Consider the following 23,605-nt stretch of genomic DNA (forward strand, 5'->3'; position numbering starts at 1 on the left):
ACGGCCCTCGCCGACCTGCTCGATGCCTGTCAGGGCTGGCTGCCTGTCCTTGGCCTGCGACCGGTTCACGCCGCCACCTCGGGAACGGGCGCTGACAAGGCCCGTTGACCCACCGTGGCGGTGAGAGCCGCGGCGGCGCCGGCCACCACGCTGGCCCACAGGGCCGTCCCGGCGCCGGCGTTATCGATGAGTGCACCGCCGAGAGGTGATCCGATGGCGACGCCGGCGAAGACGATGACCCCGAGCCAGGTGTATGCCTCGGTGACGGCGTGGGCGGGGGCGACCAGGGGAACGAGGACGTTGCCGGTAAGCAGCGTCGGAGCGTTGGCCAGCCCCGCAACCACAAGCGCCACGGTCGCCCACAGCAGCGAATGCGACGCGGCTAGTGCGACGAGCAGGCATCCCACGCCCATCGCGGTGGCCCCGATCTGAAACCGGCGCGCGGGTGGTCTGGCCCATCGAACCGCGCCGTAGGCCGTCCCGCAGATGAGGCTGCCGCTGGCCCACAGTGCAAGCATCGTGCCGGCCAGCCCAGGACGGGCATGCTCGCGGGCCAGGGCGACGATTCCCACCTCGACGAGCCCGAACAGGACCCCGATCGCGAAGAACACCCCGACGATCACCAGCACGCCGCGATGCCGGATCGCTCGCGCGCGGCGCACCCCCGCGGCCGCTCGCTGGGGCCCTGGCTCCGTACCGGATTGGGCAAGGAAGATCCATCCCCCGACGAGTGCGAGCCCGAGCGCGGTGAGCAGGCCCGCGGCGGGGGCAACGACGGTGGCCAGGGTGGTGACCAGGACAGGGCCGATGATGAATACGGCTTCGTCGATCAGCGACTCGATCGACAGGCCGGCGGCCAGGTAGGAATCGCCGGCCAGCAGCGCGGTCCATCGTGCCCGAGCGCACGCCCCGAACTGTGGTAGCGAGACACCGACCAGGACGCCGGTCGCGAGCAGCAGCCACGGCGGCGCGTGCCGCTCGGCCGCGATGACCAGCAATCCCAGGCTGATCAGATGAGCCGCCAGCTGGGGTGCCAGCACCACGCGCTGTCCACGCCGGTCGATCAGCCGGCTGATCTGCGGCGAGAGGACGGCCTGCGCCAGTGAAACCGATCCGGCCAGCAGTCCTGCCAGCGTGTAGGAGCGCCCGAGGCCGGTAAGCAGCAGGACCGAGCCCAGCCCGACCATCGCCTGCGGCAGCCTGGCCAGGGCACCGGCGCCGCTGAACGCCGCCGTGCCGGGAAAGCTCAGCGCGTGCCGATAGCTCGCCAACCCGGTCGCGGGAACATCAGTCACGTCACGGTTCTAGCAGGCGTTGCGCATCGCCGGTTCCCCGGATCGCACCGCGCGCCCGGAATATCCCTCGGATCGCCTTGACTTTGTCCGGAGCTGGCCGATGCTGGAGGGTGGTTGGACAGCAGCCTGCTCTTTCCTTGTCGGCAGCGGTCTCGACGACCTCGCCGGCCATCGAATCCGATGACGCGGGGTGCGGAATATGACCGGCATTGACGAAGTACTGCGTGAACGCCTCGTGCGTACCGTGTTCCAGCCCATCGTCGACCTGGATTCGGGTGCGGTCGTGGCCTACGAGGCGTTGTCTCGCGGTCCTGCCGGGCCCCTGGAACGCCCCGACATCCTCTTTGCCGCAGCAAGGGCTGCGGGATGTCTGACCGAGTTGGACGAGCTCTGCCGGCGAACCGCGCTGGAAAGCGCCATCTCGGCCGGGATCTTCGATCCGCTCACCGTTTTCATCAACGTCGAGCCCGAGGTGCTGGACTCGGCGAAGCTGGGTGAACTCGTGGACCTGGCCGAATGCGCGCCAGGGCAGCTTCAGGTCGTCCTGGAGATCACCGAACGGGCCATCGCGACCCGGCCGGCGGAGCTGCTGGCGACCGTGAACAGGTTGCGGGCAGCCGGCTGGCGGATCGCGTTGGACGATGTCGGCGCGGAGGACATGTCGCTCGCGTTCATGCCGCTACTCCGACCGGACATCGTGAAACTTGACCTGAGCCTGGTGCAGAAGCGTCCCGGACCGGCCGTCGCCGAAATCATGAACGCCGTGAACGCCTACGCCGAGCGGACGGGTGCGGTGCTGCTGGCGGAGGGAATCGAGGACGAGGCTCATCTTCGGATGGCCACCGCGCTGGGAGCTCGCCTGGGCCAGGGATGGATGTTCGGGCGGCCCGCCGAGGGCGCCGCACGATCGCTGCCCACGGCCGCGCTCGACCTGCCGCCCAGCCGGGAAACGGTCCTGTCGCAGTCGCCCTTCGCCTGCCTGCCCGCCGACGTGCCGCTGAGACGTTCGAAGAAGCCTCTGCTCATCGAGCTGAGCAAGTTCCTCGAGCGGGAGGCCATCAGATTCGGCAGCACCTGCGTGGTCGTAGCCGCGTTCCAGGAGGCCAAGCACTTCACCGCCGCAACCGCGGCGCGTTACCTGGATCTGGCCGATCAGGTCGGCTTCGTCGCCGCAATCGGACAGGACCTCGGTCCGGAGCCGATCCCCGGCGTACGCGGCGCCGACCTCGACGCCGATGACCCCGTCCGCGGCGAATGGAACATCGTGGTGCTGGCGCCGCACTTCGCCGCGGCCCTGCTGGCTCGTGATCTCGGCGATACCGGTCCCGACAACGAGCGAACCTTCGAATTCGCGCTCACCTACGAACGCTCCATCGTTGCCGACGCGGCCCAGGTGCTGTTGTCCCGGGTCTTGCCGGTTGGGCCTGATCGGGTGGCGACGTTTCCCGCGGCGGCACAGCTCAACACCGCCTCGCGCCCGTTCGCGGCAGCGGGCCGGCCCGGCGTCCATCCGGACGCCGAGCGGCTCGTGCTGGAGACCAGCGTCGACGCCACGCTGCGGCGGGCTCTGGCCGCCACGACGAACGGTGTCACCATCGCCGATGTCACCCGTCCCAATCACCCGCTCGTCTACGTCAACTCCGCCTTCGAGCGCTTGTCCGGACTGGCTGCCGACGAAGTCCTCGGCATCAATTGCCGAATCCTGCAGGGCGAGGACACCGACCCGGACGCGATCCGCCGAATCCGCGAAGCGATCCTGGACGGGCGCGAGATTCGCGAGACGCTCATCAACTACCGCGGCCCGGAGCGGGTGCGCTGGTGGAACGAGGTCTATCTGGCGCCGGTCTTCGACGGCAGCGGTCGACTCGTTCAGTACATCGGCATCCAGAACGACGTGACGTCGAAGGTCGAAAGCGAGAATCTCCTTCAGATCGAACGCAAGCGGACGGCTCGATACCTCGCCGAGCTCGAATCGCTGGCGTTCAAGGACCCCCTCACCGGGGTCTGGAATCGTCGTCGCGCGGAGGAACTCGTTGAGTCGGCAGTGTTGCAATCCAGCGTCGACGGCACCGGATTCGCCCTGCTGTATCTGGACATCGACGAGTTCAAGCAGATCAACGACGGGCACGGCCACCTGGCCGGCGACGCTGTTCTGCACGCGACCGCCCAGCGACTGCAGCTGCGGTTGCGGCGCAGCGACGTGATCGCCCGCCTCGGCGGGGACGAGTTCCTGGTACTGCTACCTGGCCTGGGCGCACGCTCCGCGGCGGCCGAGGCCGGCCGGATCGTCGACTCACTCGCCGACACGCTGTCGAGCCCGGTGGCCCTGCCCCGTGGCGCGGTGACGCCCTCGGTCAGCATCGGGCTCGCGACCTACCCGGACAACGGTGCCGACTTCGACAGCCTCGTTCACGCGGCCGACCAGCAGATGTATGCGGGTAAACAGGGCCGAACTCGCTAGGGACCGCGAGCGGCCACAGTGCCGTTCGCGCCCGTCGGCCGACGCCGTACTCCTCAGGAGGTACGTGAGGTGTCATCCGCAGGCCGATGCCGGGCCGATGGTTCCCGGACAGAGTTGTCTCGTTCACATCACTGCTCGGACGGGACGGATCCTGATGGCTGGCATCACCTTTGATCGGGTCACCAAGCGATATGGCGCGGTGACCGCCGTTGACAATCTGAGCTTCACCCTCGAGCCCGGATCGATCACGGGCTTCATCGGCGCCAATGGCGCAGGCAAGTCGACCGCGCTGCGGGTGCTGCTGGGCCTGACGCGAGCCACCTCGGGAGCGGCGACCTTCGACGGAAGCAGCTACGGCGAACTCCCCGACCCCGGTCGGACGATCGGAGCGCTGACCGACGCGGACGTCTTCCACCCCGGCCGCACCGGACGAGCGTCGCTGCGGGTACTGGCACGAGCCTGTGCCGTGAGCGACGCCCGCGTCGAGGAGATGCTCGAGCTGGTGGCGCTCTCCGAGGCGGCCGGCTACCGGGTCCGGGGTTACTCGCTGGGCATGCGGCAACGGCTCGGCCTGGCCGCGGCGTTGCTCGGCGATCCCGAGACCCTGGTGTTGGACGAGCCGGCCAACGGCTTGGACCCGATCGGCGTGCGCTGGCTGCGAGAGCTGCTGCGCCGACTGGCCGACGAGGGTCGCACGGTACTGGTGTCGAGTCACCAGTTGGCTGAGCTCGCCCAAACCGTCGACGACGTCCTCATTCTCGACCACGGGCGCCTGATTGCCCGCGGGCCCACGGAATTGCTCTTGCACCAACACCGGTCAGCCTCTCTCGAGGGACTGTTCCTGGACATCGTCTCGGGAGGACGGTCGGCATGATCAACAGCCTGCGTTCGGAACTGCTCAAGCTTCGCTCACTGCGGGGAACCTGGGTCGTCGCCGCGGTCGCGGCCATCCTGTCGACCATCATCGGCGTCGCCCTCGTCCGCACGGCGATCCATGACCGAACCCCGATCCCCGCGTGGAGCGAGGTCGCCATGGGTCCGGTGCAGGCGCTGTGGTTCCTCGTCGTCGTGACGGCGATCGTCGTCAGCGCCGGGGAGTTCCAGCATCGCACCATCCGCACCACGGCCCTGCTCACGCCCAGCCGTCGCCGCCTGTTGCTGTCGAAGTCTCTGGCATCGGCGGCCTTCGGGGCGACCACACTGCTGGCCGGAACCGGCCTGGCAACCCTGTCCGGGTTCGTGACCGCGAGGCTGGCCGGATCAACGATGCCACTCGGGCGCCTGGCCGACGTGGGGCACCTCGTCGCGGCTGTGGCGCTCGGTGCGCTGTGGTCGGTGCTGGCCACCGCGCTGGGAATTCTGACCCGCAACACCGCTGTGGCGATCACGGCGGTCCTCCTATGGCGTTTCGTCGGAGAAGGACTGCTTCCCGTGGTCCTGTCCCCGCACGGCGACGCCGTTGCGCGGTGGACTCCGACCGGTGCCGGCCGAGCCCTGGTCGGCGAGACCGGGCTGCCGGCAGGCACCGCTGCACTCGTCGTCGGCGCATTCGTCGCCGCCGCGTGCACCGCAGCCGCGCTGCACTTCACGCGCCATGATCCGGTCTGATCGGCCGCGAATGCATCCGCGCGGGGCCAAGCAGTGGGAAGCTCTGCCGGTGAAGCGCGCGCTGATACCAGTTGGATGCATCGTGCTCCAGCTGGTGTCGGCGCGTTCGGGTACTGCCGATGGCTCGGTGAGCGTCATCGCCGAGCTGGGCGCAACGGCGGCAGCGATCGGAGCCGGTGTGGCTCTGACCCTTCGCGATCGCCGTCCCCTGCTTGTCCTCGGGCTGACCACGATCTGCTACGCCGTCCAGGTGACCGCAGGCGCGCCGGTACTACCGGCGGCGTCGGCCGTAGCCGTGGAGCGAGTCGCTCGGGTGGCCGCAGCGTCGGAGAACGATGTCTCCCGCGCCCGGGGATGGGCAAGCGTCGGAGTGGGCATCGTCGTCGCCGCCGCGGCGCTGGGCCTGTCGGGCAACGGATTCCTGGCCGCGCCGTTGGGTCTGGTCCTCTTGGCCGCCGCCGTCATCGGGCAGTCCCGGTCGACCCGCGCGATCCACGAAACGGCGCGCCGGCGTGAACTGATCGTCGCCGAACGCGTCCGGCTGGCCCGCGATCTGCACGACGTCGTCGGTCACGGGATGGGCGCGATCACCGTTCAGGCCGGTGCCGCCCGGCTGGCCGTCGCCGCGGGCGACACCACTGCGGCGACGCGGTCCCTACTGTCCATCGAGACGGCCGGGCGTGGCGTGCTTCGCGAGGTGCGCTGGTTGGTCGGACTGCTGCGCGAAGACAGCGGACGCCGCGACCTGGCCGACATCCCTGAGCTCGTCCAGGCGGCCCGCCGGTCAGGCATGGACATCGAACTGGAGATCGTCGGGGACCTCACCGCCGCCGGAGCGGACAGCGGCGAGGCCGCCTACCGAATCGTGCAGGAAGCGTTGACGAACGTGTTACGCCATTGCGGTGACAACGCCGCCCGCGTCACGGTCGAGGTCGGCCCCACGATCGACATCGCCGTCCACAACCGGCTTGCTCCGGGTATCACCGACGCGGTTGAAGGCAATGGCCTGCGCGGCGTGCGAGAACGCGTCGCGGCGGTGGGCGGTCACGCACAGCTCGGCGCGGGCGCCGACGGCTGGACGGTCCGGGTGCAGTTGCCGGCGTCGGGGCGGCCGCGATGACGGCGTCCTGGACGACGACGCGCCACCCGGTGGCGGGACAGGCCCGATGACCATCCGAGTCGGCATCGCCGACGACCAGCCCATGATCCGTGACGGCTTTCGTCTTCAGGTTCAGCTCGCGCCGGATCTGGAGTTCGTCGGCGCGGCCGCCGACGGTGAGCAGGCGGTGGCGCTGGCGCGTGCCGAACGCCCCGACGTGCTGCTGATGGACGTTCGGATGCCGCGGGTGGACGGCATCGAAGCCACCCGTCGGATTGCCGCCGACCCGGCCCTGGCCGACGTCCGGGTGCTCGTCCTCACGACCTTCGATCTGGACGAGTACGTCTACGGCGCGTTGCGGGCAGGCGCCAGCGGATTTCTGCTCAAGGACACCTCTCCGGAGGATCTTCACCGAGCCATCCAGCACGTCACGGAGGGCGGCGCGATGCTGGCGCCCCAGGTGACCCGCCGCCTCATCGCCGAGTTCGCCGCGCGACCTTCGGATGCGGCTGATGTCTCGAGCCTGGTCGCCCAGCTCACGAACCGCGAGATCGAGGTGCTGCGGCAGGTGGCCCGGGGGCGCTCCAACGCCGAAGTCGCCGCCGAGCTGGTGCTCAGTCCGTTGACCGTCAAGACCCATGTGAGCCGGATGCTGACCAAACTCGGGTTGCACGACCGGACCCAACTTGTCGTGCTGGCCTACGAATCCGGCGTCGTCGTAACCGGAGCTGCGACTGACCTCGGTGGCCCCCCGAGGCCCGCCTGAGGTACGACGCGAAATATTGCTACCTTTGCCCCAGGGTTTCCACGCTGTCCAAACATGTCCGACAGACGAAACGGGCCAGGGCCGGTCACCACAACGCCCGGCCACTGACTGTCGGAGGCGACCGTGGGAGTCAACTGGCTCGTCGTAGGGCTGAGCGTGTCCGCCGCGCTCGCGTTCGCCGTGTCCACCACACTGAAGAAAGCCAGCGCGTCCCAGGTGCCGAAGATCTCCGGATCGGGCGTGCGCGGCGTCGGCGGCTTCCTGGGTCGCACCGTGAGTCATCCGTTGTGGCTGGGCGGTCTGCTCGCCGACGGTGCCGGACTCGCACTGCAGGTCACCGCCCTGCACCTCGGCGCCTTGGCCGTGGTCCAGCCGCTGCTGGTCAGCGGCCTGCTCTTCGCGCTCGTACTCCGGCATCGGCACGACTGGGTCATCAGTGCTCAGGAGGTGCTGTGGGCGGGCGTCCTGGTCAGTTGCCTGATCGCCTTTCTCGCGCTGTCGGGTTCGGTATCCAATTCTGCGCAGCCGTCCTCCGCCGATCACCTTCCCGCAGCCCTGGCCGCCCTTGCCGGTGTGCTCACTGCAGGCCTGTGTCTGTCGATCGCCCGCCGGCGCGTTCCCGCCGGCACTCGCGCGGCGCTGATCGGCGTCGCCGTCGGCGCCGTGTTCGCCGGTACTGCTGCCCTCATCAAGGCCGCGACCAACGTGTTGACCCTGCACGGCCCGTGGGCGGTCCTGTCGAGTTGGCAGCTGTACGCGGTGTTGGCCCTCGGCGGGATCGGCCTTGTCCTCACTCAGCTCGCGTTCCAGGCCGGCCCGCTGACGGCCAGCCTGCCCGCGATCTCGACCGTCGATCCCCTGCTCAGCGTGGCGATCGGCGTGCTGGTGTACGACGAGCACCTGCGTCGCGGCCCGCTCTCGGGTACGGTTCTGCTCGCCCTGCTACTCCTGCTCGCGCTGGCGGTCATCCAGCTCGGCAAGTTGGAGTCGGCCGAGCACATCGACACAGCAGTAGCCGCGGCGCGGTGAGCAGCCACCACAGCGGCACCTGCTCGGGCTATCGAATTCCCGCACGCATCGCACGGAGGAGACCGCTCGCATGCAGTCACGACTCAGCCGCACCCGGAGGCCGGGCAGGCTCAGCCCCGCGGCAGTAGCGTCAGCCCCACCAGCGGCAGACGGTCTCGCGGTCGCGGCGGCTCCGCCCGCTCCGGGTAGTCCGGCCATGCCGCGGCGGCCGAAAGGGCTCAAGCAGTTGGACGGGCGACGGGCCGGGCAGTCCTGGTTCAGCATCGGTTTCGGTCTGACGCTCGGCGCGATGCTTGCCTATCTGCTGGTTCAAGCGACGTTGCACATCCAGAGCGCACTCATTCTGGTGCTGCTGTCGTTGTTCGTCGCGGTCAGCCTGGAGCCGATCGTGGGCTGGCTGTCCGGCCTCGGAATGCGTCGCGGATTCGCGGTCGCCATCGTGTTGCTGGCCTTCGCCGGAGTCTTCGGCGGTTTCCTCGCCCTGGTCATCCCGCCGGTCGCCGGCGAGACCACCACCTTCATCCATTCGATCCCGGGCTGGCTCCAGCAACTGCACGATCACCACTCCACGCTGGGCAAGCTGGAGGATCGTTTCCATCTGATCGAGAAGGGCAAACAGCAAGTGAGCAGCGGCGGTACCGCGCCGAGCGTGCTCAACGGCGTGCTGGGCGCGAGCCAGGTCGTGCTGAGCACGATTACCGACTTCATCGTGGTGCTCACCCTCACGCTGTACTTCCTCGTCGGAATGCCGGCCGTCAAACGCTTCAGCTATCGCTTCGTGCCGGGTAGCCACCGGCCGCGGGTCGAGGAACTGACCGAGGAGATCCTGGCTCGCATCGGTCGGTTCATGCTCGGCAATCTCGCCACATCGGCCATCGCCGGCCTGGCCACCTTCGGCTGGCTGCAGCTGACCGACGTGCCGTATTCCGCCGCGCTCGGCATCTTCGTCGCCCTGATGGACCTCGTCCCGATGGTCGGCTCGACGATCGGCGGGGTCGTCGTGAGCCTCATCGCCTTGGCCGTGTCGCTGCCGGTCGCGATCGCCACCGCGATCTTCTACGTGGCGTTCCGACTTGCCGAGGACTACCTGATCATGCCGAAGGCGATGAAGTACGCCGTCGACGTCCATCCGATCGTGACCGTCGTCGCCGTTCTCATGGGCGGCGCGCTGCTCGGCATCATCGGGGCGCTGGTCGCGATTCCGGTCGCTGTGGCGATCGGTCTGGTCCTCGATGAGGTCATCTTCCCCCGCATCGAGAACGCCTAGCCCGAGAGCGGCAGGAACGCAGCGACCCCGAAGCGTTCTCGGTGATCGCGTCGCGCCGACTCGGACCGCCCCGAAACAGAGTGAGTCCGCGCCGCCTGGAAGGGTCCAGCGGCGCTCAGCGGGCGTAGACTCAGTCACTTATTGTCGCCGCCTTGAGCCGCAGGGTCTCGCCATGAGTCCGCGAGAGGCAGGCGCATCGATGAATGCATTCGAGCAACCCACGCCGTACAGCGTGTTGAGCACCGATTTCGCCAGTCTGGCCCGCGATCTTGCTCGTCAGCCCTCCCTCGACGCGACACTGCGAGCGATCGTCCGCTACGCGTTGACCCACATCGAGGGCGCAGAGGACGCCGGCGTGACGATGAAGCTCGGCGAGAACAGCTTCCGCACCGTCGGCGCGACCGGTGACGTCCCGCAGACAGTGGATGCGATCCAGTACCAGATGCACGAGGGGCCTTGCATCGATTCGCTGCACAAGGGCCATGTGTTTCGAAGCGACGGCATAGCCGATGACCCGCGCTGGCCGAGGTTCGGGCCCCTCGCGGCGGAAAAGACAGCGATCGTAAGCATCCTGTCGCACCGACTCTTCATCGAGGACGACGAGGTTCTGGGCTCGCTCAACGTCTATTCGACCAAGCCCGCGGCTTTCGCCCGCCTCGACCTGACGGTGCTCGACGCGCTCGCGACGCACAGCGCGATCGCGCTGGCCAAGGCGAATGCCGAGACCCAGGCAGCGAGCCTGGAGACTGCGCTCAGAACGAACCGCCGGATCGGCATGGCCGTCGGCGTTCTCATCGCGCTGTACAAGGTCACCGACGATCAGGCCTTCGATCTGTTGCGGATGGCCAGCCAGCATCAGCACCGCAAGCTGCGAGACGTTGCCGACGATGTCATCGCGACCGGCGAGCTCGAGCTGTAAACCGAAGGACGAGTCGGATGGGCGCACAAGCCGAACGGGCCTGGTCAGCGGTGTCGGTGACGGCCAGCGATGGCGTCCGGCTGACGGTGTATGAAGCCGGTCCCGCCCGGCCGGAGCAAACGGTGCTGTTCGTGCACGGCTATCCCGACGATCATCGCGTGTGGGACGGCGTGGCTGAACGTCTCGTCGATCGCTACCGGTTGGTGAGCTACGACGTCCGGGGAGCCGGGCGCTCGGATCACCCCACCCGTCGCTCGGCGTACCGCCTCGGCCAGCTGGCTCGCGACATCCTCACGGTGGCGGAGTCGAAATCGGCAGAACCGATCCACCTCGTCGGTCACGACTGGGGGTCCATTCAGTCGTGGGCTGCCGTCACGACGGACGAGGCACCGGCACGGTTTTGCTCCTTCACCTCGATCTCCGGGCCTGACCTGTCCTACGCCGCGTCCTGGATGAGTCACGCGACCAGCCGGCTGCGGGTGGCCGCTGCCCGGCAACTGCTGTCCTCCAGCTACCTCGCCTGGTTCCAGATTCCCGTGTTGCCGGACCTGTTCTGGCGAAGCGGGCTCGGCACCCTGATGCTCGGCAGGCCTTCGACGCCCAGCGGACGTAGCGATGCGGTCGCCGGGCTGAGTCTCTACCGGGCGAATCGCACCGTGCCGCTGACCAGGCGTCCCGCTCGATGCTCGGTTCCGGTGCTGGTGCTTGCCCCGCGAGCAGACACTGCCGTGAGCCGCGAGCTCGCCATGGAGGCTCCGGTGCCTTGGGTGAGCGATCTGACCGTACAAGCCATCGACGGTGGGCACTGGACGATGGTCGAACACCCCGAGCGGGTCAGTGAGCCGCTGCGATCGTTCTTGGCGGCGCATGGCCGCAACGCCCAGGCCACGTCCGTCAAGCGCCGCAAGCCCCGCGACCGGCCCGCGACGTAGGGCGCGCGTCTTCGCCAACCACACTTGTGGCGGCCGTCCGCATCTGGTCCAATGCTCAGGAACCCTGTGTATTGGAGAAAGCATGACCGCGCCCGAGGCAACGCCTTCCTTCGACATCGACCTGCCGCCGTCATTGCTGGCTCGGCGGCACGGCGCCGTCGCGGTGCTCAGCCTCAACCGGCCGGCCAAGCGAAACGCCCTCGACGACGCGACCATTCTCGGGATCGAGCGCTTCTTCACCCAGCTCCCCGGCGACGTCGGCAGTGTGGTGCTCGCGGCGGAAGGTGACCACTTCAGCGCGGGGCTCGACCTGTCGGAGATGGACGAGCACGACACCATCTCCGGCGTCCGGCACTCGCGCATGTGGCATCGCGCCCTGGACCACATCGAATTCGGGCCGGTGCCGGTCGTCTGTGCCCTGCGCGGCGCGGTGGTCGGCGGCGGGCTGGAACTGGCGGCCGCCGCTCACCTGCGGGTAGCGGAGCGGTCGACGTTCTACGCCCTGCCCGAGGGCATGCGCGGGATCTTCGTCGGTGGCGGTGCCGCGGTGCGCCTGCCACGGCTGATCGGGGTAGCGCGAATGACCGACCTGATGCTGACCGGCCGTCGCTACGACGTAGACGAGGGGTACGCGGCGGGCCTGTCGCAGTACGTGGTCGACGACGGTGCCGGGCTCGCTCGCGCGATCGAACTGGCCGAACTCATCGCGCGGAACGCGCCTCAGACCAACTACGCCATCGTGCAGGCATTGCCCAGGATCGCCGAGGCAAACCCGCGCGAGGGCTACTTCATGGAGGCGATGATGGCGGCGATCGCGCAGGGCACCGACGACGCCAAGGCGCGAATGCGGGCGTTCCTGGACGGCAAGGCGGAGAAGGTCACCGACCGATGACACCGGCAACGGGCGACATCCTGTGGCAGCCGCCGGCGGATGCGCTGCAGTCCTGTCGCCTCGGACACTTCTCGGTCTGGTTGCGCGACCATCGTGGCGTAGAGCTGCGAGACCGGGATGCGCTGTGGCGCTGGTCGGTAGCCGATCTGGACGGCTTCTGGTCGGCGGTCTGGGACTACTTCGACGTCGTCGACCACGGGCGTCGCACCGCGGTCCTGGACGAGCGGATCATGCCCGGCGCGCGCTGGTTTCCCGGTTCACTGCTGAACTATGCCGAGCAGGCCCTGCGCGGAGCGGGCGCGCACGATGACAGCGTCGCGGTGCTGGCCCGCTCACAGAGTCGTCCGGACCTCGACCTCAGCTGGGGCGACCTTCGTCGGCAAGTGGCCCGCGCCCGGCAGGTGCTCGTCGATCTCGGCGTGCGCTCCGGCGACCGGGTCGCCGGCTATCTGCCCAACTGCCCCGAGGCGCTGGTCGCGTTCCTGGCCGTCGCTGGGCTCGGGGCGGTGTGGACGAGCTGCGCGCTGGAGTTCGGACCGCGCAGTGTCATCGACCGGTTCGGGCAGGTGGAACCAGTGGTGCTCCTCGTCGCGGGCGGCTACCGCTACGGGCGCAAGGATGTCGACCGAAGCGCCGAGGTGGCCGAGGTCGTGGCGGCGTTGCCCACCCTGACCAGTGTCCTGGACATCGAGTACGGCGCATGGCGGGTGAGCGGCGCGCGCTCGTGGTCCGGATTGCTGGCCGAGTCCGACCACGGCCTGACCGAGACCACGCCGGTGCCCTTCGACCATCCACTCGTCGTCCTGTTCTCCTCGGGCACCACCGGCAAGCCGAAGGCGATCGTGCACGGCCACGGGGGCATCGTCCTCGAACACCTGAAGAACCATGCGCTGTCGTGGGACCTCGGACCCGGTGATGTGCTGCTGTGGTATTCGACGACGGCCTGGATGATGTGGAACGCCCTGGTGTCCGGGTTGTTGGTGGGCGCCTCGATCGTGATGATCGACGGCGACCCGGCGTACCCGGACCTGACCTGGCAGTGGCAGCTGGCCGAACAGACCGGCGCCACTCTGATGGGGGCGAGCCCCGGATTCATCATGGCCTGCCGGGCGGCCGGGATCGAGCTGGGCGAGCTGAACCTGCGAATCCGAGTGGTCGGATCGGCCGGCTCGCCCCTGCCGCCCGAGGGCTATGAGTGGATCGGCCGTCAGCTCGGCAAGCACGTGCAGCTCAACGTCGGCAGCGGTGGCACCGATGTGTGCGGCGGCCTGGTCCAGAACGACCCGCTGCTGCCGGTGCGTGCCGGCATGATCTCCGGGCGCGCGCTCGGCGTCGACGCGCATGCCTTCGACGAGAACGGGAATGAGGTCGTCGGGGTTGCGGGCGAACTGGTGGTCACCTCGCCCATGCCGTCGATGCCGGTCGGGCTGTGGGGCGATGCCGACGGCTCGCGACTGAGGGACACCTACTTCGATCGGTATCCGGGCGTCTGGCGCCACGGTGACTGGATCATCTTCGAACCCGACGGCAGCTGTGTGGTCACCGGCCGCAGCGACGCCACCCTGAACCGCGGTGGCGTCCGCCTGGGCACGGCCGAGTTCTACCGAGTGGTCGAGGAACTGCCCGAGGTCAGCGACAGCCTGGTGGTGCACCTGGAGGATTCGGCCGGCGGCAACGGCCAGTTGATCCTGTTCGTGGTCCTGCGCGTACCGGCCGGACTGGACGATGAGTTGTCCGCACGCATCCGCGGCGCGCTGCGCCACGACCTGTCGCCGCGGCACGTGCCCGACCAGATCGTGGCCGTGCCGGCCGTACCCCGCAACCTCACCGGGAAGAAGCTCGAACTGCCGGTGAAGCGGATCCTGCAGGGCGCCCCGGCATCATCGGTGGTGAGCCGGGATTCCCTGGCCGACCCGTCCGCGCTCGACGCCTTCGAGGAGCTGGTCCGGTCCGTGCCCGACACGTCGCAGGCGAGCCGGTGAGGGGCGCTCCGGCCACGCTGGCCGTCATCGGGGCGGGCTCCATCGGCGGCAGCTGGGTGGCGCTGGCGCTGGCCCACGGGCTGACGGTGCACGCCGCCGACGTCGATCCCGCTGCCGAGGCCCGGCTGCGTGCGGCCGTCGCCGACCACCTGGCCGACCTACTGCCGGACAGCAGCGTCAACCCTGCCGCGCTGGATCGGCTGACGGTCCACACCGACCCTGCGATCGCCGCAGCGGCTGCCGACCTGGTCATCGAAGCCGGTCCTGAGCGCTTGGAGGTCAAGCGCGCCTTGTTCGCCGTCCTGGACGAGGCCGCGGCGCCCGATGTCGTCCTGGCGAGCAGTTCATCCGGCTTCGGTCCGAGCGCGTTCCAGGACGCCTGCCGCCGGCCCGATCGGGTCGTCGTCGCGCACCCGTTCAACCCGCCGCACCTCGTGCCGTTGGTGGAGGTCGTGGCCGGCCGTCGGACGTCGGAGGACACGGTCCTCGCGACGATGGCCGCAATGACCGCGCTGGGCCGGAGCCCGGTTCGGGTGCGCGCCGAGCTTCCGGGGCACGTCGTGAACCGCCTGCAGGCAGCGCTGTGGCGCGAGGCCTATGACCTCATCGGACGCGGCGCGATCTCGGTCGCCGACCTGGATCGAGCCGTCGCGAACGGACCGGGACTGCGTTGGGCCCTGCTCGGTCCGATCGCTACCCAGCACCTGTCCGGCGGCCCGGGGGGACTGCGGCACGTGCTGGAGCATCTAGGGCCGCCGATGGTCGACTGGTGGGCGGACCTGGGCGAGCCGGAGCTGTCGCCAGAGCTCGCCGAGCAGTTGGTCGCCGGCGTCGAGGCGGAGTTCGACGGGCACGAGCGCGATGTGTTGGGCCGCCGCGACCGGGCGCTGCGTGAGCTGCTCGCGGTCAAGCAGCGCGCGGGACTGGATGCCGCGGACGGGAGCGAACGGTGACCGACAACGGACTCGGGTCCTGGCCGCGGCGTCGCGCAGGGATGACGCCGGACAAGGCAGCGCTGGTCCAGGACGGCGCGGTCACCACCTACGCCCAGCTCGAGCGTGCCACCACCCGGCTGGCCCACGGGTTGCGGGCACACGGGGTCGCTCGCGCCGATCGGGTCGCCTTCCTCGGTATGAACTCCGTGGAGATGGTCATCGCGATGTTCGCCACCGCTCGGATCGGCGCCGTCTACGTCCCGCTCAACACACGACTGGCCCCGCCCGAACTCGGATACCTCTTCGAGCACAGCGGTGCCGATCTGCTGCTGGTCGAGGACACCCTGAGCTCCGTGGCTGAACAGGCCAGGGCGGGCGCGTCTGGGCCGGATATGGTCGTGTTCAGCCGCCAGGCGGGTTCGGGACTGGACGGTCTCATGAGCGAGGACGACTCCCCGATCGAGGAGGAGATCGGCCTCGACGACCTGTTCATGATCCAGTACACCTCCGGCACCAGCGGCCTGCCCAAGGGCGTCATGCTGACGCACGGCAACGTGATCTGGAACGTGTACAACCTGCTCGTCGACATCGACCTCGGCAGTGACGAGATCGCGCTGGTGACCGCGCCGCTGTTCCACACGGCCGCGCTGAACCAGGTGTTGTTCCCGACCGTCCTCAAGGGCGGAACCGCCCTGATCGAGGCGAAGTTCGATGCGGCACAGGCCATCGACCTCATCGAAGGGCAACGGGTCACCCTGCTGTTCGGTGTCACCACCATGTACCTGGCGCTGTCCCAGTCACGCCGGTTCCACGAGGCTGACCTGAGCAGCCTGCACCTGGCGCTCAGCGGCGGCTCGCCGATTCCGGAGTCGCTGCTGCAGACCTGGCTCGACCGCGGCCTGATGATCGTGCAGGGGTACGGGTTGACCGAGGCCTCCCCCGGCACGACGATGCTGCGCGCGGCCGACGGGGTTCGCAAGCTGGGCTCGGCGGGCACCGCCTGCTTCTTCACCGACGTCCGCGTCGTGGCCGGCGAGCGGGACGCTGATGTCGGCGAGCCCGGTGAGGTGCTTGTGCGCGGTCCCAACGTCTCGCCCGGGTACTGGCAGGACGTGGACGCCACCGAGCGGGCGTTCACGAATGGCTGGCTGCACACCGGCGATGTAGCCACCCGGGACGCGGAGGGGTATCTGCGCATCGTCGACCGGCTCAAGGACATGTACATCTCCGGTGGCGAGAACGTCTATCCCGCCGAGGTGGAGCAGGCGCTGTACACGCACGTGGCGGTGGCCGAGTGCGCGGTCATCGGCGTCGCCGACGCCACCTGGGGCGAGGTCGGGCACGCGTTCGTCGTCGTGCGCGAAGAGCACCACCTGGACGCCGACGAACTGTTGCGGCACGTGGGCTCGCGGCTGGCGCGCTACAAGGTCCCGAAGTCCGTGGAGTTCGTGCCGGATCTGCCGCACAACGCCTCCGGCAAGCTCCTCAGGTCCCGACTGCGGAAGGCTCTCTCGTGACGCGCTACGAACCAGCGGTCGACCTCGACGCCGTCGCGGCCATCGACATGCACGTCCACGTCGAGTCGGACGGGCACGGCCACCTGTCCCTGGACCAGGAGTTGATGGACGCCTCCGCGGCCTACTTCAAGGGTTCGGACAGCCGCACCCCCAGCGTCGAGGACCTGGCCGAGCGCTATCGCGGCGCCGGACTTGCCGCCGTCGTGTTCACGGTGGACGCGACGACCGCGACCGGTCACCCGGCGATACCCAGCGAGCAGATCGCCGAGGCGGCCGCCCGACACAACGATGTGCTGATCCCGTTCGGGTCGGTGGATCCGCACCAGGGGCGGGCTGCGGTGGACCGGGCGCGGCGGTTGGTCGAGGAGCACGGTGTGCGCGGGTTCAAGTTCCACCCCAGCCTGCAGGCGTTCGCCCCGGACGACCCGGCGTGGGCCGAACTGTGGGGCACGATCGAGCAGCTGGGAGTGCCGGCACTGTTCCACACCGGGCAGAACGGCATCGGCGCGGGCCTGCCCGGCGGTCGCGGCATCAAACTGCGTTACTCCAACCCGCTGCTGCTCGATGACGTCGCGGCTGACTTCCCGAACCTGACGGTGATTCTGGCCCACCCGTCGGTTCCCTGGCAGGCGGAGGCGATCTCGATGGCCACGCACAAGGCCAACGTCTACATCGACCTGTCGGGCTGGCGGCCGAAGTACTTCCCGCCCGAGCTGGTCCGCGCGGCGGGCGGATTGTTGCGCAAGAAGGTGATGTTCGGAAGCGATTACCCGTTGATCACGCCTGAGCGCTGGCTGGCCGACTTCGCCGAACTCGGGATCGACGAAGCCCACCGGCCGGGCATCGTCAAAGACACGGCCGCGAAGGTACTGGGCCTCGCCCGGTAATTAGGATGATCGTCCAGGGAGGTAATGCATGACGATCACGCCCCGGCGAACCCGCCTCGACGCGACCCCCACAGACCACCACGCAGACCCGCCTTCGACCCTGCTGTACCTGATGAAACAGGTCGAGCTGGCCGTCCGCGCCGAGCTCGATGACCTGGCGCGGCCGGAGGGATTGACCGCCCTTCAGTACACCGCGCTGACGGTCCTGGAGCGGCATCCCGACCTGACCGCGGCTCACCTGGCGCGGCACTCGTTCGTGACCGGGCAGAGCATGGCCGACGTCGTGACCGCGCTGTTGAACCGCGGCCTGATCGGCCGGCACCGGGACCCGGCCGATCGTCGGCGCCTGGTCATCGCCCTCACCCCCGCCGGGCACCGGCTACTGGCGCGCATGCAGCCCCAGGTGGCCGCGCTGCAGGACCGCATGCTGTCGTTGCTGACCGGCGAGCAGGCGAGCGAGCTGCGCCACTCGCTTGAGCTGTGCCGAACGGCGTTGCGCAATTCGGTCAAATAATTACTCAGGAAACCTGTACATCAAGCTGCGTTTGTGGTTTTCTTCTCAACCATGAACGAGACCGATGCCGCAGCCGGCGCACCGTCCACACCCTCCAGGCTCAGCCCAGGCACCCTCCTCGCCGCGGCGGGCGCCGTCGCCGTTGCTCAGATCGGCCTGTCGATCCCGGCCGTCATCAACGGATTCATCAACCAGGACCTGGGTACCTCCTCGACCCAGTTGACGTGGATCTCCGACGCATTCCTGGTGCCCGTCACGTTGCTCGAACTGTCCTTCGGCGTGGTCGGAGACCTGTTCGGCCGCAAGCGACTGCTCGCCATCGGAGCGGCGCTGATGGTCGTCGGTGGCCTGATCGGCTTCTTCACCCCCGCCAAGGGAGTGGGCGTGCTTCTGACGGGGCAGGTCACCGCGGGCATCGGCGCGGCGGCGATCTTCCCAACGTCGGTGGCGATGCTCGCTGCCGGTACCCACAACCTCAAACAGCGCGCCCACGCCATCTCCATCTGGGCCGCCGCGCTGACCGGAGCCGGCTTCATCTCGCCGGTGCTGGCCGGGGTCCTCGCGCGGATCCACCACTCGGGCGGTCAGTACGCGAGCTGGCGTTACGCCTTCCTGGCGATGGCCGTGCTGGCCGCGGTCAGCGCTGCGATCACCGTGGCCTTCGCCCAGAACTCCTCGGCGCCGCAGGGACGTTCGCTGGACTGGCCCGGGCAGATCACCGTCGCGATCTCGTTGTTCGCGCTGCTCTACGCGGTGATCCAGGGCGCGGACGATGGGTGGACGAGTGTCACCGTGATCGGCGGGTTCGTCGTCGCCGCGGTCTTCATGGCCCTGTTCGTGGCGATCGAGCGGCGGGTCGATCGTCCGCTGATCCGGCTGGAACTGTTCAGCAACCGGGTGTTCGCGATCTCGGCGGTGGTTACCGTCATCGGGATGTTCGCCTACCTCGGGACGGCCTACGCGACCAGCATCCGGCTCTCGGCGATCCAGGAGTACACCCCGCTCAAAACGTCGATCGGCTTCTTCTGCCTGAACGTCATGGGCGTCGTGCTCTTCCCGGTCAGTACCAGGATGATCGAACGCTACAAGCCCGGCTGGGTCCTCGCCGCCGGCATGGCGATGATCGGCGTCGGCGATCTCGTTCTGTCAGCGATTCCGGCCACGAACCTGTCGATCGCCGCCGTCGCGGTTCCCCTGCTGGTCATCGGTGCCGGTTTCAAGCTGGCCGTCACCTCGATCACGGTGGTCGCCGTGAACAGCGTTCCCACCTCCAAGGCCGGCATGGCCAGTGGCGCGACGAGCATGCTCCGCGACGGCGGGCTCACCCTCGGACCGGCCATCGTGGGCGCGATCGCGCTGACGAACGCGGCCCACGCCATCAACGCCAAAATCGCCTCGACCCCCGCGCTCAGCTCCGCGCTGACGTCCTTCTATGCCTCGCCGCAGCATGTGCCCTCGGCCGAACGGGCCACCGTTGCCGGTGCCGTCGCCGCGGTCAAGTCCGGTCCGCTCGGCCAGAACGGCGTCCCGGCACAGGTGCCGGGTCCCGGGGGCAAGCTCATTCCCTTCAACCCGCTCAAGGACGTCGCCTTCCACGCACTGTCGCACGGCTACGCGATCGGGTACCTGGTCTGTGGGATCTCGGCGTTGATCGCGGCGCTGATCGCAGCCACGCTGCTCGGTGGACGCCGGCATGAGGACGCCTTCGTCGAGACCGAGACGGTCGGCGTCCGCTGACCTCCCCGAGCTCGACGTCGGTCGCGTCGAAGGTGCTCGCCCTGCTGGGTGCCTTCGACGCCGATCATCGTGAGCTGACGTTGACCGAGCTGGCCCGCCGAGCCGGACTCACGCTGTCGACCGCACAGCGGCGTGCCTCGGAGCTGGCCGCGTGGGGCGCGCTGGAGCGGACCGACGCCGGGCGCTACCGGGTCGGCCTGCGTCTGTGGGAGGTCGGCTCACTCGCCCCCCGCGGACTCGGCCTGCGCGAGGTCGCCCTGCCGTTCTTGGAAGATCTCTACGTCGTCTCGCGGGAGAACGTCCAGCTGGCGGTGCGGGAAGGCACCGAAGCGGTCTTCGTCGAGCGCATCGCCGGCCGCTCCGCGGTCCGAGTACTGACCCGCGTCGGGGGCCGGTTCGCTCTGCACGCAACCGGAGTGGGACTGGTCCTGCTGGCCCATGCCCCGCCCGAGGTATTCGACCAGGTGGTTCGGGCTGGGCTCGCCTCGTACACGCCGGCGACAATCACCGACCCGGCGGCGCTGCGCGGGACGCTCGCCGGTGTGCGACGGGACGGGTACGCCGTCAGCCGCGGTGCCGTGACCGAGGACGCGTTGTCGGTGGCCGCGCCGATCACCGACGCCGGTGGCCACGTCGTCGCCGCCGTGTCGCTGGTCGTGGCCATTGACGGCGCCCGACCCCAGGCCTTGGCCCCACTCGTGCGAGCCGCCGCTCGCGGAATCTCGAGGGCCTACGCGACCTACGGGGACCGGTGATTCATCGCCTGAGCGGCCAGTAGGACTTGCACTGAGTGCAAACCCCGGTGGCGCCAACCATGCCACCCGCCGGACCCTGTGGACTATGGACGAACAGGACCTGCGCGAACGTGTCAACGCCAAGATCTTTCCGCACCCGCTCAACGCCTGGTATGCCGCCGGCTGGGACTGGGAGGTCAACCGCAAACAGATCCTGGCCCGCACGATCGCCGGCCGGCCTATGGCCTTCTACCGCACGGAAGCGGGCCGGCCGGTAGCGCTGGCCGACGCCTGCTGGCACCGGCTCGCTCCCCTGTCGATGGGCACCCTCGTCGGCGCCGAGGAGATCCAGTGTCCGTACCACGGGCTGCGCTACAACGCCTCGGGACGCTGCACCCGGCTTCCCGCGCAGGAGACGCTCAACCCGAGCGCGTCCGTCCCGTCCTTCCCGATCGTGGAGCGATACCGCTACGTGTGGGTGTGGCCGGGCGATCCGACGCTCGCCGACCCGTCGACCATCCCCGACATGCACCAGCTGGACGACCCGGAGTGGGCCGGTGACGGCCTCACCATCGAAGCCGCCTGCAACTATCAGCTGATTCTCGACAACCTGATGGACCTGACGCACGAGGAGTTCGTGCACGGATCCAGCCTCGGCCAGGACGAGCTGAGCCAGTCGGAGTTCAGCACCCGGCTCGAGAGCGACAACCACGTCAGCGTGACCCGTTGGATGATCGACGTGAAACCGCCCGCGTTCTGGGCCAAGAACATGCGCGACCTCGACCCGGACTTCGACGGACGGGTAGATCGCTGGCAGATCATTCACTACTACGCGCCAAGCACGATCTGCATCGACGTCGGCGTCGCCCCGACGGGCACCGGCGCTCCCGAGGGTGATCGCAGCAAGGGCGTGAACGGCTACGTCATGAACACGATCACGCCCGACACCGAACGGACTTCCCACTACTTCTGGGCGTTCATGCGCAACTACCGGCTCGACAGCCAGAAGATCACGACCGAGCTGCGTAACGGGGTCCGGGGTGTCTTCGGCGAGGACGAAGCGATGCTCAAGGCCCAGCAGCGCGCCATCGACGCCAATCCCGATTACGCCTTCTACAGCTTGAACATCGACGCCGGAGGCATCTGGGTGCGTCGCATCCTGGACCGCATGCTGCAGGCCGAGGGGCGTCTCGGCGACTCGTCGCCGACCGTGCCCTCAGATGCCCGTGCGCTCACCGACGCCGCCCGCGACCCCAATGGGCCGGTGGCCGACGCCGGCGAGCGGTCCGCGCGGTGACCAATACCGCCCGGTTGGACTGGCGCCGCTGCCGGGTCGTGGAAAGCGAACTGGTGGCCGATCGCGTTCGGCGCATCACCATCGAACGACCTGCTCCGCTCGGACGTGCGGCCGAGCCCGGCAGCCACATCGACGTCCGGGTCTCGCTGAGTGCCGAAGGCAGCAGCGACGTTCGCTCCTACTCGGTAGTCGAGTCCGACGCCGCCGGCCACCGCCTCACCATCACCGTCCTGCTCGTCGCGCACAGTCGCGGCGGCTCGGCCTTCATGCACCGGCTGGCCGTCGGCGACACGATCGAAGCGACCCGACCGCTGCAGGACTTCCCGCTCGTCCCGGGTGCGGACCGCCACGTCCTGCTTGCCGGTGGCATCGGGGTCACCGCCCTCGTCGGCATGGGCCGCGCGCTGGCCCGGCTCGGGGGTGACTACCGGATCGTCTACGTCGGCCGGTCCCGGTCGGTGATGGCGTACGCGGACCTGCTGGCCTCTGAACACGGCGAGCGCCTGGCCACCCACATCGATGCCGATGGCACCGCGCTGGACGTCGACGGCCTCGTCGCCGGCATCGCCGCGGAGCCCGGGCGCACCGAACTGCTCATGTGCGGGCCGGTCCGGCTCATGGACGCCGTCCGTCGCGCCTGGTTGCACGCCGGGCTGTCCCCCACGGACCTGCGGTTCGAGACGTTCGGCAACAGCGGCTGGTTCGACGCCGAATCCTTCGAGGTGAGCATTCCGGAACTAGGCATCACCACCACGGTGTCTGCCGATCAGACCATGCTCGACGCTCTCACCGCGGCGGGCGCGGAGCTGATGTGGGACTGCCGCAAAGGCGAATGCGGCCTGTGCGTGATGGCCGTGAGTCAGCTGTCGGGCAAGCTCGATCACCGCGACGTGTTCCTGAGCGACCGGCAGAAGGCCGCCGACGACCAGGCCTGCACCTGTGTCACGCGCGTAGTAGCGGCAGGCGCGGACCGAGGCCGTATCACTCTGCATACGCGGTAGAACCGGTGTGTTTGAATGCCGGTGCCACCTACTAGGAAAGCGCGTGATCGTGAGCTGTCTGCCTCTGCCCGGTTCCGTCGGCGCGTGCCGTGTACCGCCTCGTACCCGGAACTGGTGCGCTTTGCCGGCCGGCGGCGTCGGCGGCACGATCGGGTCGCGTTCCTGATGGCGCGCCTGCTCTCCCAGCACGCAGGAAGCGTCGCCCTCAGCGATGACATCCCGCCCGGCGCGGAGGTGATCAGCGGTAGTCCCGTCGCCGCGATCGCCTCACTCGGTAGCTTCGGCGACAACGCGATCGGCATCTGGGAGATGACACCCGGGACCGTGCGCGACGTCGAAGCGGACGAGGTGTTCGTCGTCATCGCGGGGCAGGGCAGCCTCAGCGTCGAGGACGGGGACACCATCGATCTCGAACCAGGCACCGTCGTAAGGCTTTTTGCGGGCGAGCGGACCGAGTGGGTCGTCACGTCGACGATCCGCAAGATCTACATCACCACCGACTAGACCCCGACGCGCGGCGCTTGAACGTCCCCTCGGTCAGGATCCCGCGCAGAGGCAATCCCGACCCGAGGATGATTGCCCTTCCGCTTACGCATCCCGTGTGACATCGTCAACCGCACATCCGAGCGGGGGGCGCACATGAGCGGCGGTCTCCACAATCTTGTCGGCTGTACCGAAATTCGCGTACACGGTATCGGTGACCACGACGATTGGTCGGAGCTCGGCTCACCAA

At 68.8% G+C, this 23,605-nt stretch carries 21 protein-coding genes; 20 read left to right on the forward strand and 1 reads right to left on the reverse strand.

Annotation, left to right across the window (positions count from 1 at the left end):
* Positions 1-65 precede the first annotated feature (65 nt).
* The gene (locus M6D93_RS11135) at positions 66-1,295 is read right to left on the reverse strand and encodes an MFS transporter (protein WP_249769254.1); all 1,230 of its coding nucleotides are present in this window, start codon (positions 1,293-1,295) and stop codon (positions 66-68) included.
* Positions 1,296-1,494: 199 nt separating this feature from the next.
* Between M6D93_RS11135 and M6D93_RS11140 the strand changes: the two genes are divergently transcribed.
* From M6D93_RS11140 to M6D93_RS11235, 20 genes are all read left to right on the forward strand, one after another.
* Complete coding sequence (locus tag M6D93_RS11140) at positions 1,495-3,756, forward strand: diguanylate cyclase (RefSeq protein WP_249769255.1); 2,262 nt, start codon at positions 1,495-1,497, stop codon at positions 3,754-3,756.
* 154 nt (positions 3,757-3,910) lie between these two features.
* On the forward strand, positions 3,911-4,630 hold the full coding sequence (locus M6D93_RS11145; RefSeq protein WP_249769256.1) for an ABC transporter ATP-binding protein: 720 nt from the start codon (positions 3,911-3,913) through the stop codon (positions 4,628-4,630).
* Entirely contained in the window at positions 4,627-5,364 is a 738-nt protein-coding gene (locus M6D93_RS11150; protein ID WP_249769257.1) for an ABC transporter permease, read from the forward strand. The genes M6D93_RS11145 and M6D93_RS11150 overlap by 4 nt, the downstream gene beginning before the upstream one ends.
* Positions 5,365-5,446: 82 nt before the next feature.
* Positions 5,447-6,484: a sensor histidine kinase gene (locus M6D93_RS11155; protein WP_249769258.1), complete on the forward strand. Its 1,038-nt coding sequence runs from the start codon at positions 5,447-5,449 to the stop codon at positions 6,482-6,484.
* A gap of 46 nt (positions 6,485-6,530) precedes the next feature.
* Complete coding sequence (locus tag M6D93_RS11160) at positions 6,531-7,229, forward strand: response regulator (protein ID WP_249769259.1); 699 nt, start codon at positions 6,531-6,533, stop codon at positions 7,227-7,229.
* Between the two features lie 123 nt (positions 7,230-7,352).
* Positions 7,353-8,258 carry a DMT family transporter gene (locus M6D93_RS11165; RefSeq protein WP_249769261.1) on the forward strand — a complete coding sequence of 302 codons (906 nt, stop codon included), beginning with the start codon at positions 7,353-7,355 and terminating at the stop codon, positions 8,256-8,258.
* 196 nt (positions 8,259-8,454) lie between these two features.
* Complete coding sequence (locus M6D93_RS11170; protein WP_249769262.1) at positions 8,455-9,525, forward strand: AI-2E family transporter; 1,071 nt, start codon at positions 8,455-8,457, stop codon at positions 9,523-9,525.
* Between the two features lie 199 nt (positions 9,526-9,724).
* Positions 9,725-10,444 carry a GAF and ANTAR domain-containing protein gene (locus M6D93_RS11175; RefSeq protein ID WP_249769264.1) on the forward strand — a complete coding sequence of 240 codons (720 nt, stop codon included), beginning with the start codon at positions 9,725-9,727 and terminating at the stop codon, positions 10,442-10,444.
* A 17-nt stretch (positions 10,445-10,461) separates the two neighbouring features.
* On the forward strand, positions 10,462-11,376 hold the full coding sequence (locus M6D93_RS11180; protein ID WP_249769266.1) for an alpha/beta fold hydrolase: 915 nt from the start codon (positions 10,462-10,464) through the stop codon (positions 11,374-11,376).
* A gap of 82 nt (positions 11,377-11,458) precedes the next feature.
* Complete coding sequence (locus tag M6D93_RS11185; RefSeq protein WP_249769268.1) at positions 11,459-12,268, forward strand: crotonase/enoyl-CoA hydratase family protein; 810 nt, start codon at positions 11,459-11,461, stop codon at positions 12,266-12,268.
* Positions 12,265-14,250 (forward strand): acetoacetate--CoA ligase, encoded by a 1,986-nt coding sequence (locus M6D93_RS11190; RefSeq protein WP_249769270.1) that lies wholly within the window; start codon positions 12,265-12,267, stop codon positions 14,248-14,250. The genes M6D93_RS11185 and M6D93_RS11190 overlap by 4 nt, the downstream gene beginning before the upstream one ends.
* Positions 14,247-15,203: a 3-hydroxyacyl-CoA dehydrogenase NAD-binding domain-containing protein gene (locus M6D93_RS11195; RefSeq protein WP_249769272.1), complete on the forward strand. Its 957-nt coding sequence runs from the start codon at positions 14,247-14,249 to the stop codon at positions 15,201-15,203. Before M6D93_RS11190 ends, M6D93_RS11195 begins: the two co-directional genes overlap by 4 nt.
* Complete coding sequence (locus M6D93_RS11200) at positions 15,200-16,702, forward strand: acyl-CoA synthetase (RefSeq protein ID WP_249769273.1); 1,503 nt, start codon at positions 15,200-15,202, stop codon at positions 16,700-16,702. The genes M6D93_RS11195 and M6D93_RS11200 overlap by 4 nt, the downstream gene beginning before the upstream one ends.
* A 47-nt stretch (positions 16,703-16,749) precedes the next feature.
* Positions 16,750-17,589, forward strand: a complete 840-nt coding sequence (locus M6D93_RS11205) for an amidohydrolase family protein (protein WP_249774201.1) — start codon at positions 16,750-16,752, stop codon at positions 17,587-17,589.
* 112 nt (positions 17,590-17,701) lie between these two features.
* Complete coding sequence (locus tag M6D93_RS11210; RefSeq protein WP_347343623.1) at positions 17,702-18,103, forward strand: MarR family winged helix-turn-helix transcriptional regulator; 402 nt, start codon at positions 17,702-17,704, stop codon at positions 18,101-18,103.
* 51 nt (positions 18,104-18,154) lie between these two features.
* Positions 18,155-19,840, forward strand: coding sequence for an MFS transporter (locus tag M6D93_RS11215; protein ID WP_249769275.1), 1,686 nt, complete (start codon positions 18,155-18,157; stop codon positions 19,838-19,840).
* Entirely contained in the window at positions 19,837-20,595 is a 759-nt protein-coding gene (locus M6D93_RS11220; RefSeq protein ID WP_347343624.1) for an IclR family transcriptional regulator, read from the forward strand. Before M6D93_RS11215 ends, M6D93_RS11220 begins: the two co-directional genes overlap by 4 nt.
* Before the next feature lie 85 nt (positions 20,596-20,680).
* The gene (locus M6D93_RS11225) at positions 20,681-21,871 is read left to right on the forward strand and encodes an aromatic ring-hydroxylating dioxygenase subunit alpha (protein ID WP_249769277.1); all 1,191 of its coding nucleotides are present in this window, start codon (positions 20,681-20,683) and stop codon (positions 21,869-21,871) included.
* Positions 21,868-22,872 carry a PDR/VanB family oxidoreductase gene (locus tag M6D93_RS11230; RefSeq protein WP_249769278.1) on the forward strand — a complete coding sequence of 335 codons (1,005 nt, stop codon included), beginning with the start codon at positions 21,868-21,870 and terminating at the stop codon, positions 22,870-22,872. Before M6D93_RS11225 ends, M6D93_RS11230 begins: the two co-directional genes overlap by 4 nt.
* Before the next feature lie 84 nt (positions 22,873-22,956).
* Positions 22,957-23,376, forward strand: a complete 420-nt coding sequence (locus tag M6D93_RS11235) for a cupin domain-containing protein (RefSeq protein ID WP_249769279.1) — start codon at positions 22,957-22,959, stop codon at positions 23,374-23,376.
* The last annotated feature ends 229 nt before the right edge of the window (positions 23,377-23,605 follow it).

It is taken from the genome of Jatrophihabitans telluris (assembly GCF_023516435.1).
GTDB classification, from domain to species: Bacteria; Actinomycetota; Actinomycetes; order Mycobacteriales; family Jatrophihabitantaceae; genus Jatrophihabitans_A; species Jatrophihabitans_A telluris.

Bases quoted from the DNA above. Each gene is read 5' to 3' on its own strand.
- M6D93_RS11160 (WP_249769259.1), top strand. From the start codon at position 6,531: ATGACCATCCGAGTCGGCATCGCCGACGACCAGCCCATGATCCGTGAC.
- M6D93_RS11150 (WP_249769257.1), top strand. From the start codon at position 4,627: ATGATCAACAGCCTGCGTTCGGAACTGCTCAAGCTTCGCTCACTGCGG.
- M6D93_RS11170 (WP_249769262.1), top strand. From the start codon at position 8,455: ATGCCGCGGCGGCCGAAAGGGCTCAAGCAGTTGGACGGGCGACGGGCC.
- M6D93_RS11205 (WP_249774201.1), top strand. From the start codon at position 16,750: ATGCACGTCCACGTCGAGTCGGACGGGCACGGCCACCTGTCCCTGGAC.
- M6D93_RS11180 (WP_249769266.1), top strand. From the start codon at position 10,462: ATGGGCGCACAAGCCGAACGGGCCTGGTCAGCGGTGTCGGTGACGGCC.
- M6D93_RS11140 (WP_249769255.1), top strand. From the start codon at position 1,495: ATGACCGGCATTGACGAAGTACTGCGTGAACGCCTCGTGCGTACCGTG.
- M6D93_RS11225 (WP_249769277.1), top strand. From the start codon at position 20,681: ATGGACGAACAGGACCTGCGCGAACGTGTCAACGCCAAGATCTTTCCG.
- M6D93_RS11145 (WP_249769256.1), top strand. From the start codon at position 3,911: ATGGCTGGCATCACCTTTGATCGGGTCACCAAGCGATATGGCGCGGTG.
- M6D93_RS11190 (WP_249769270.1), top strand. From the start codon at position 12,265: ATGACACCGGCAACGGGCGACATCCTGTGGCAGCCGCCGGCGGATGCG.
- M6D93_RS11215 (WP_249769275.1), top strand. From the start codon at position 18,155: ATGAACGAGACCGATGCCGCAGCCGGCGCACCGTCCACACCCTCCAGG.
- M6D93_RS11175 (WP_249769264.1), top strand. From the start codon at position 9,725: ATGAATGCATTCGAGCAACCCACGCCGTACAGCGTGTTGAGCACCGAT.
- M6D93_RS11185 (WP_249769268.1), top strand. From the start codon at position 11,459: ATGACCGCGCCCGAGGCAACGCCTTCCTTCGACATCGACCTGCCGCCG.
- M6D93_RS11210 (WP_347343623.1), top strand. From the start codon at position 17,702: ATGAAACAGGTCGAGCTGGCCGTCCGCGCCGAGCTCGATGACCTGGCG.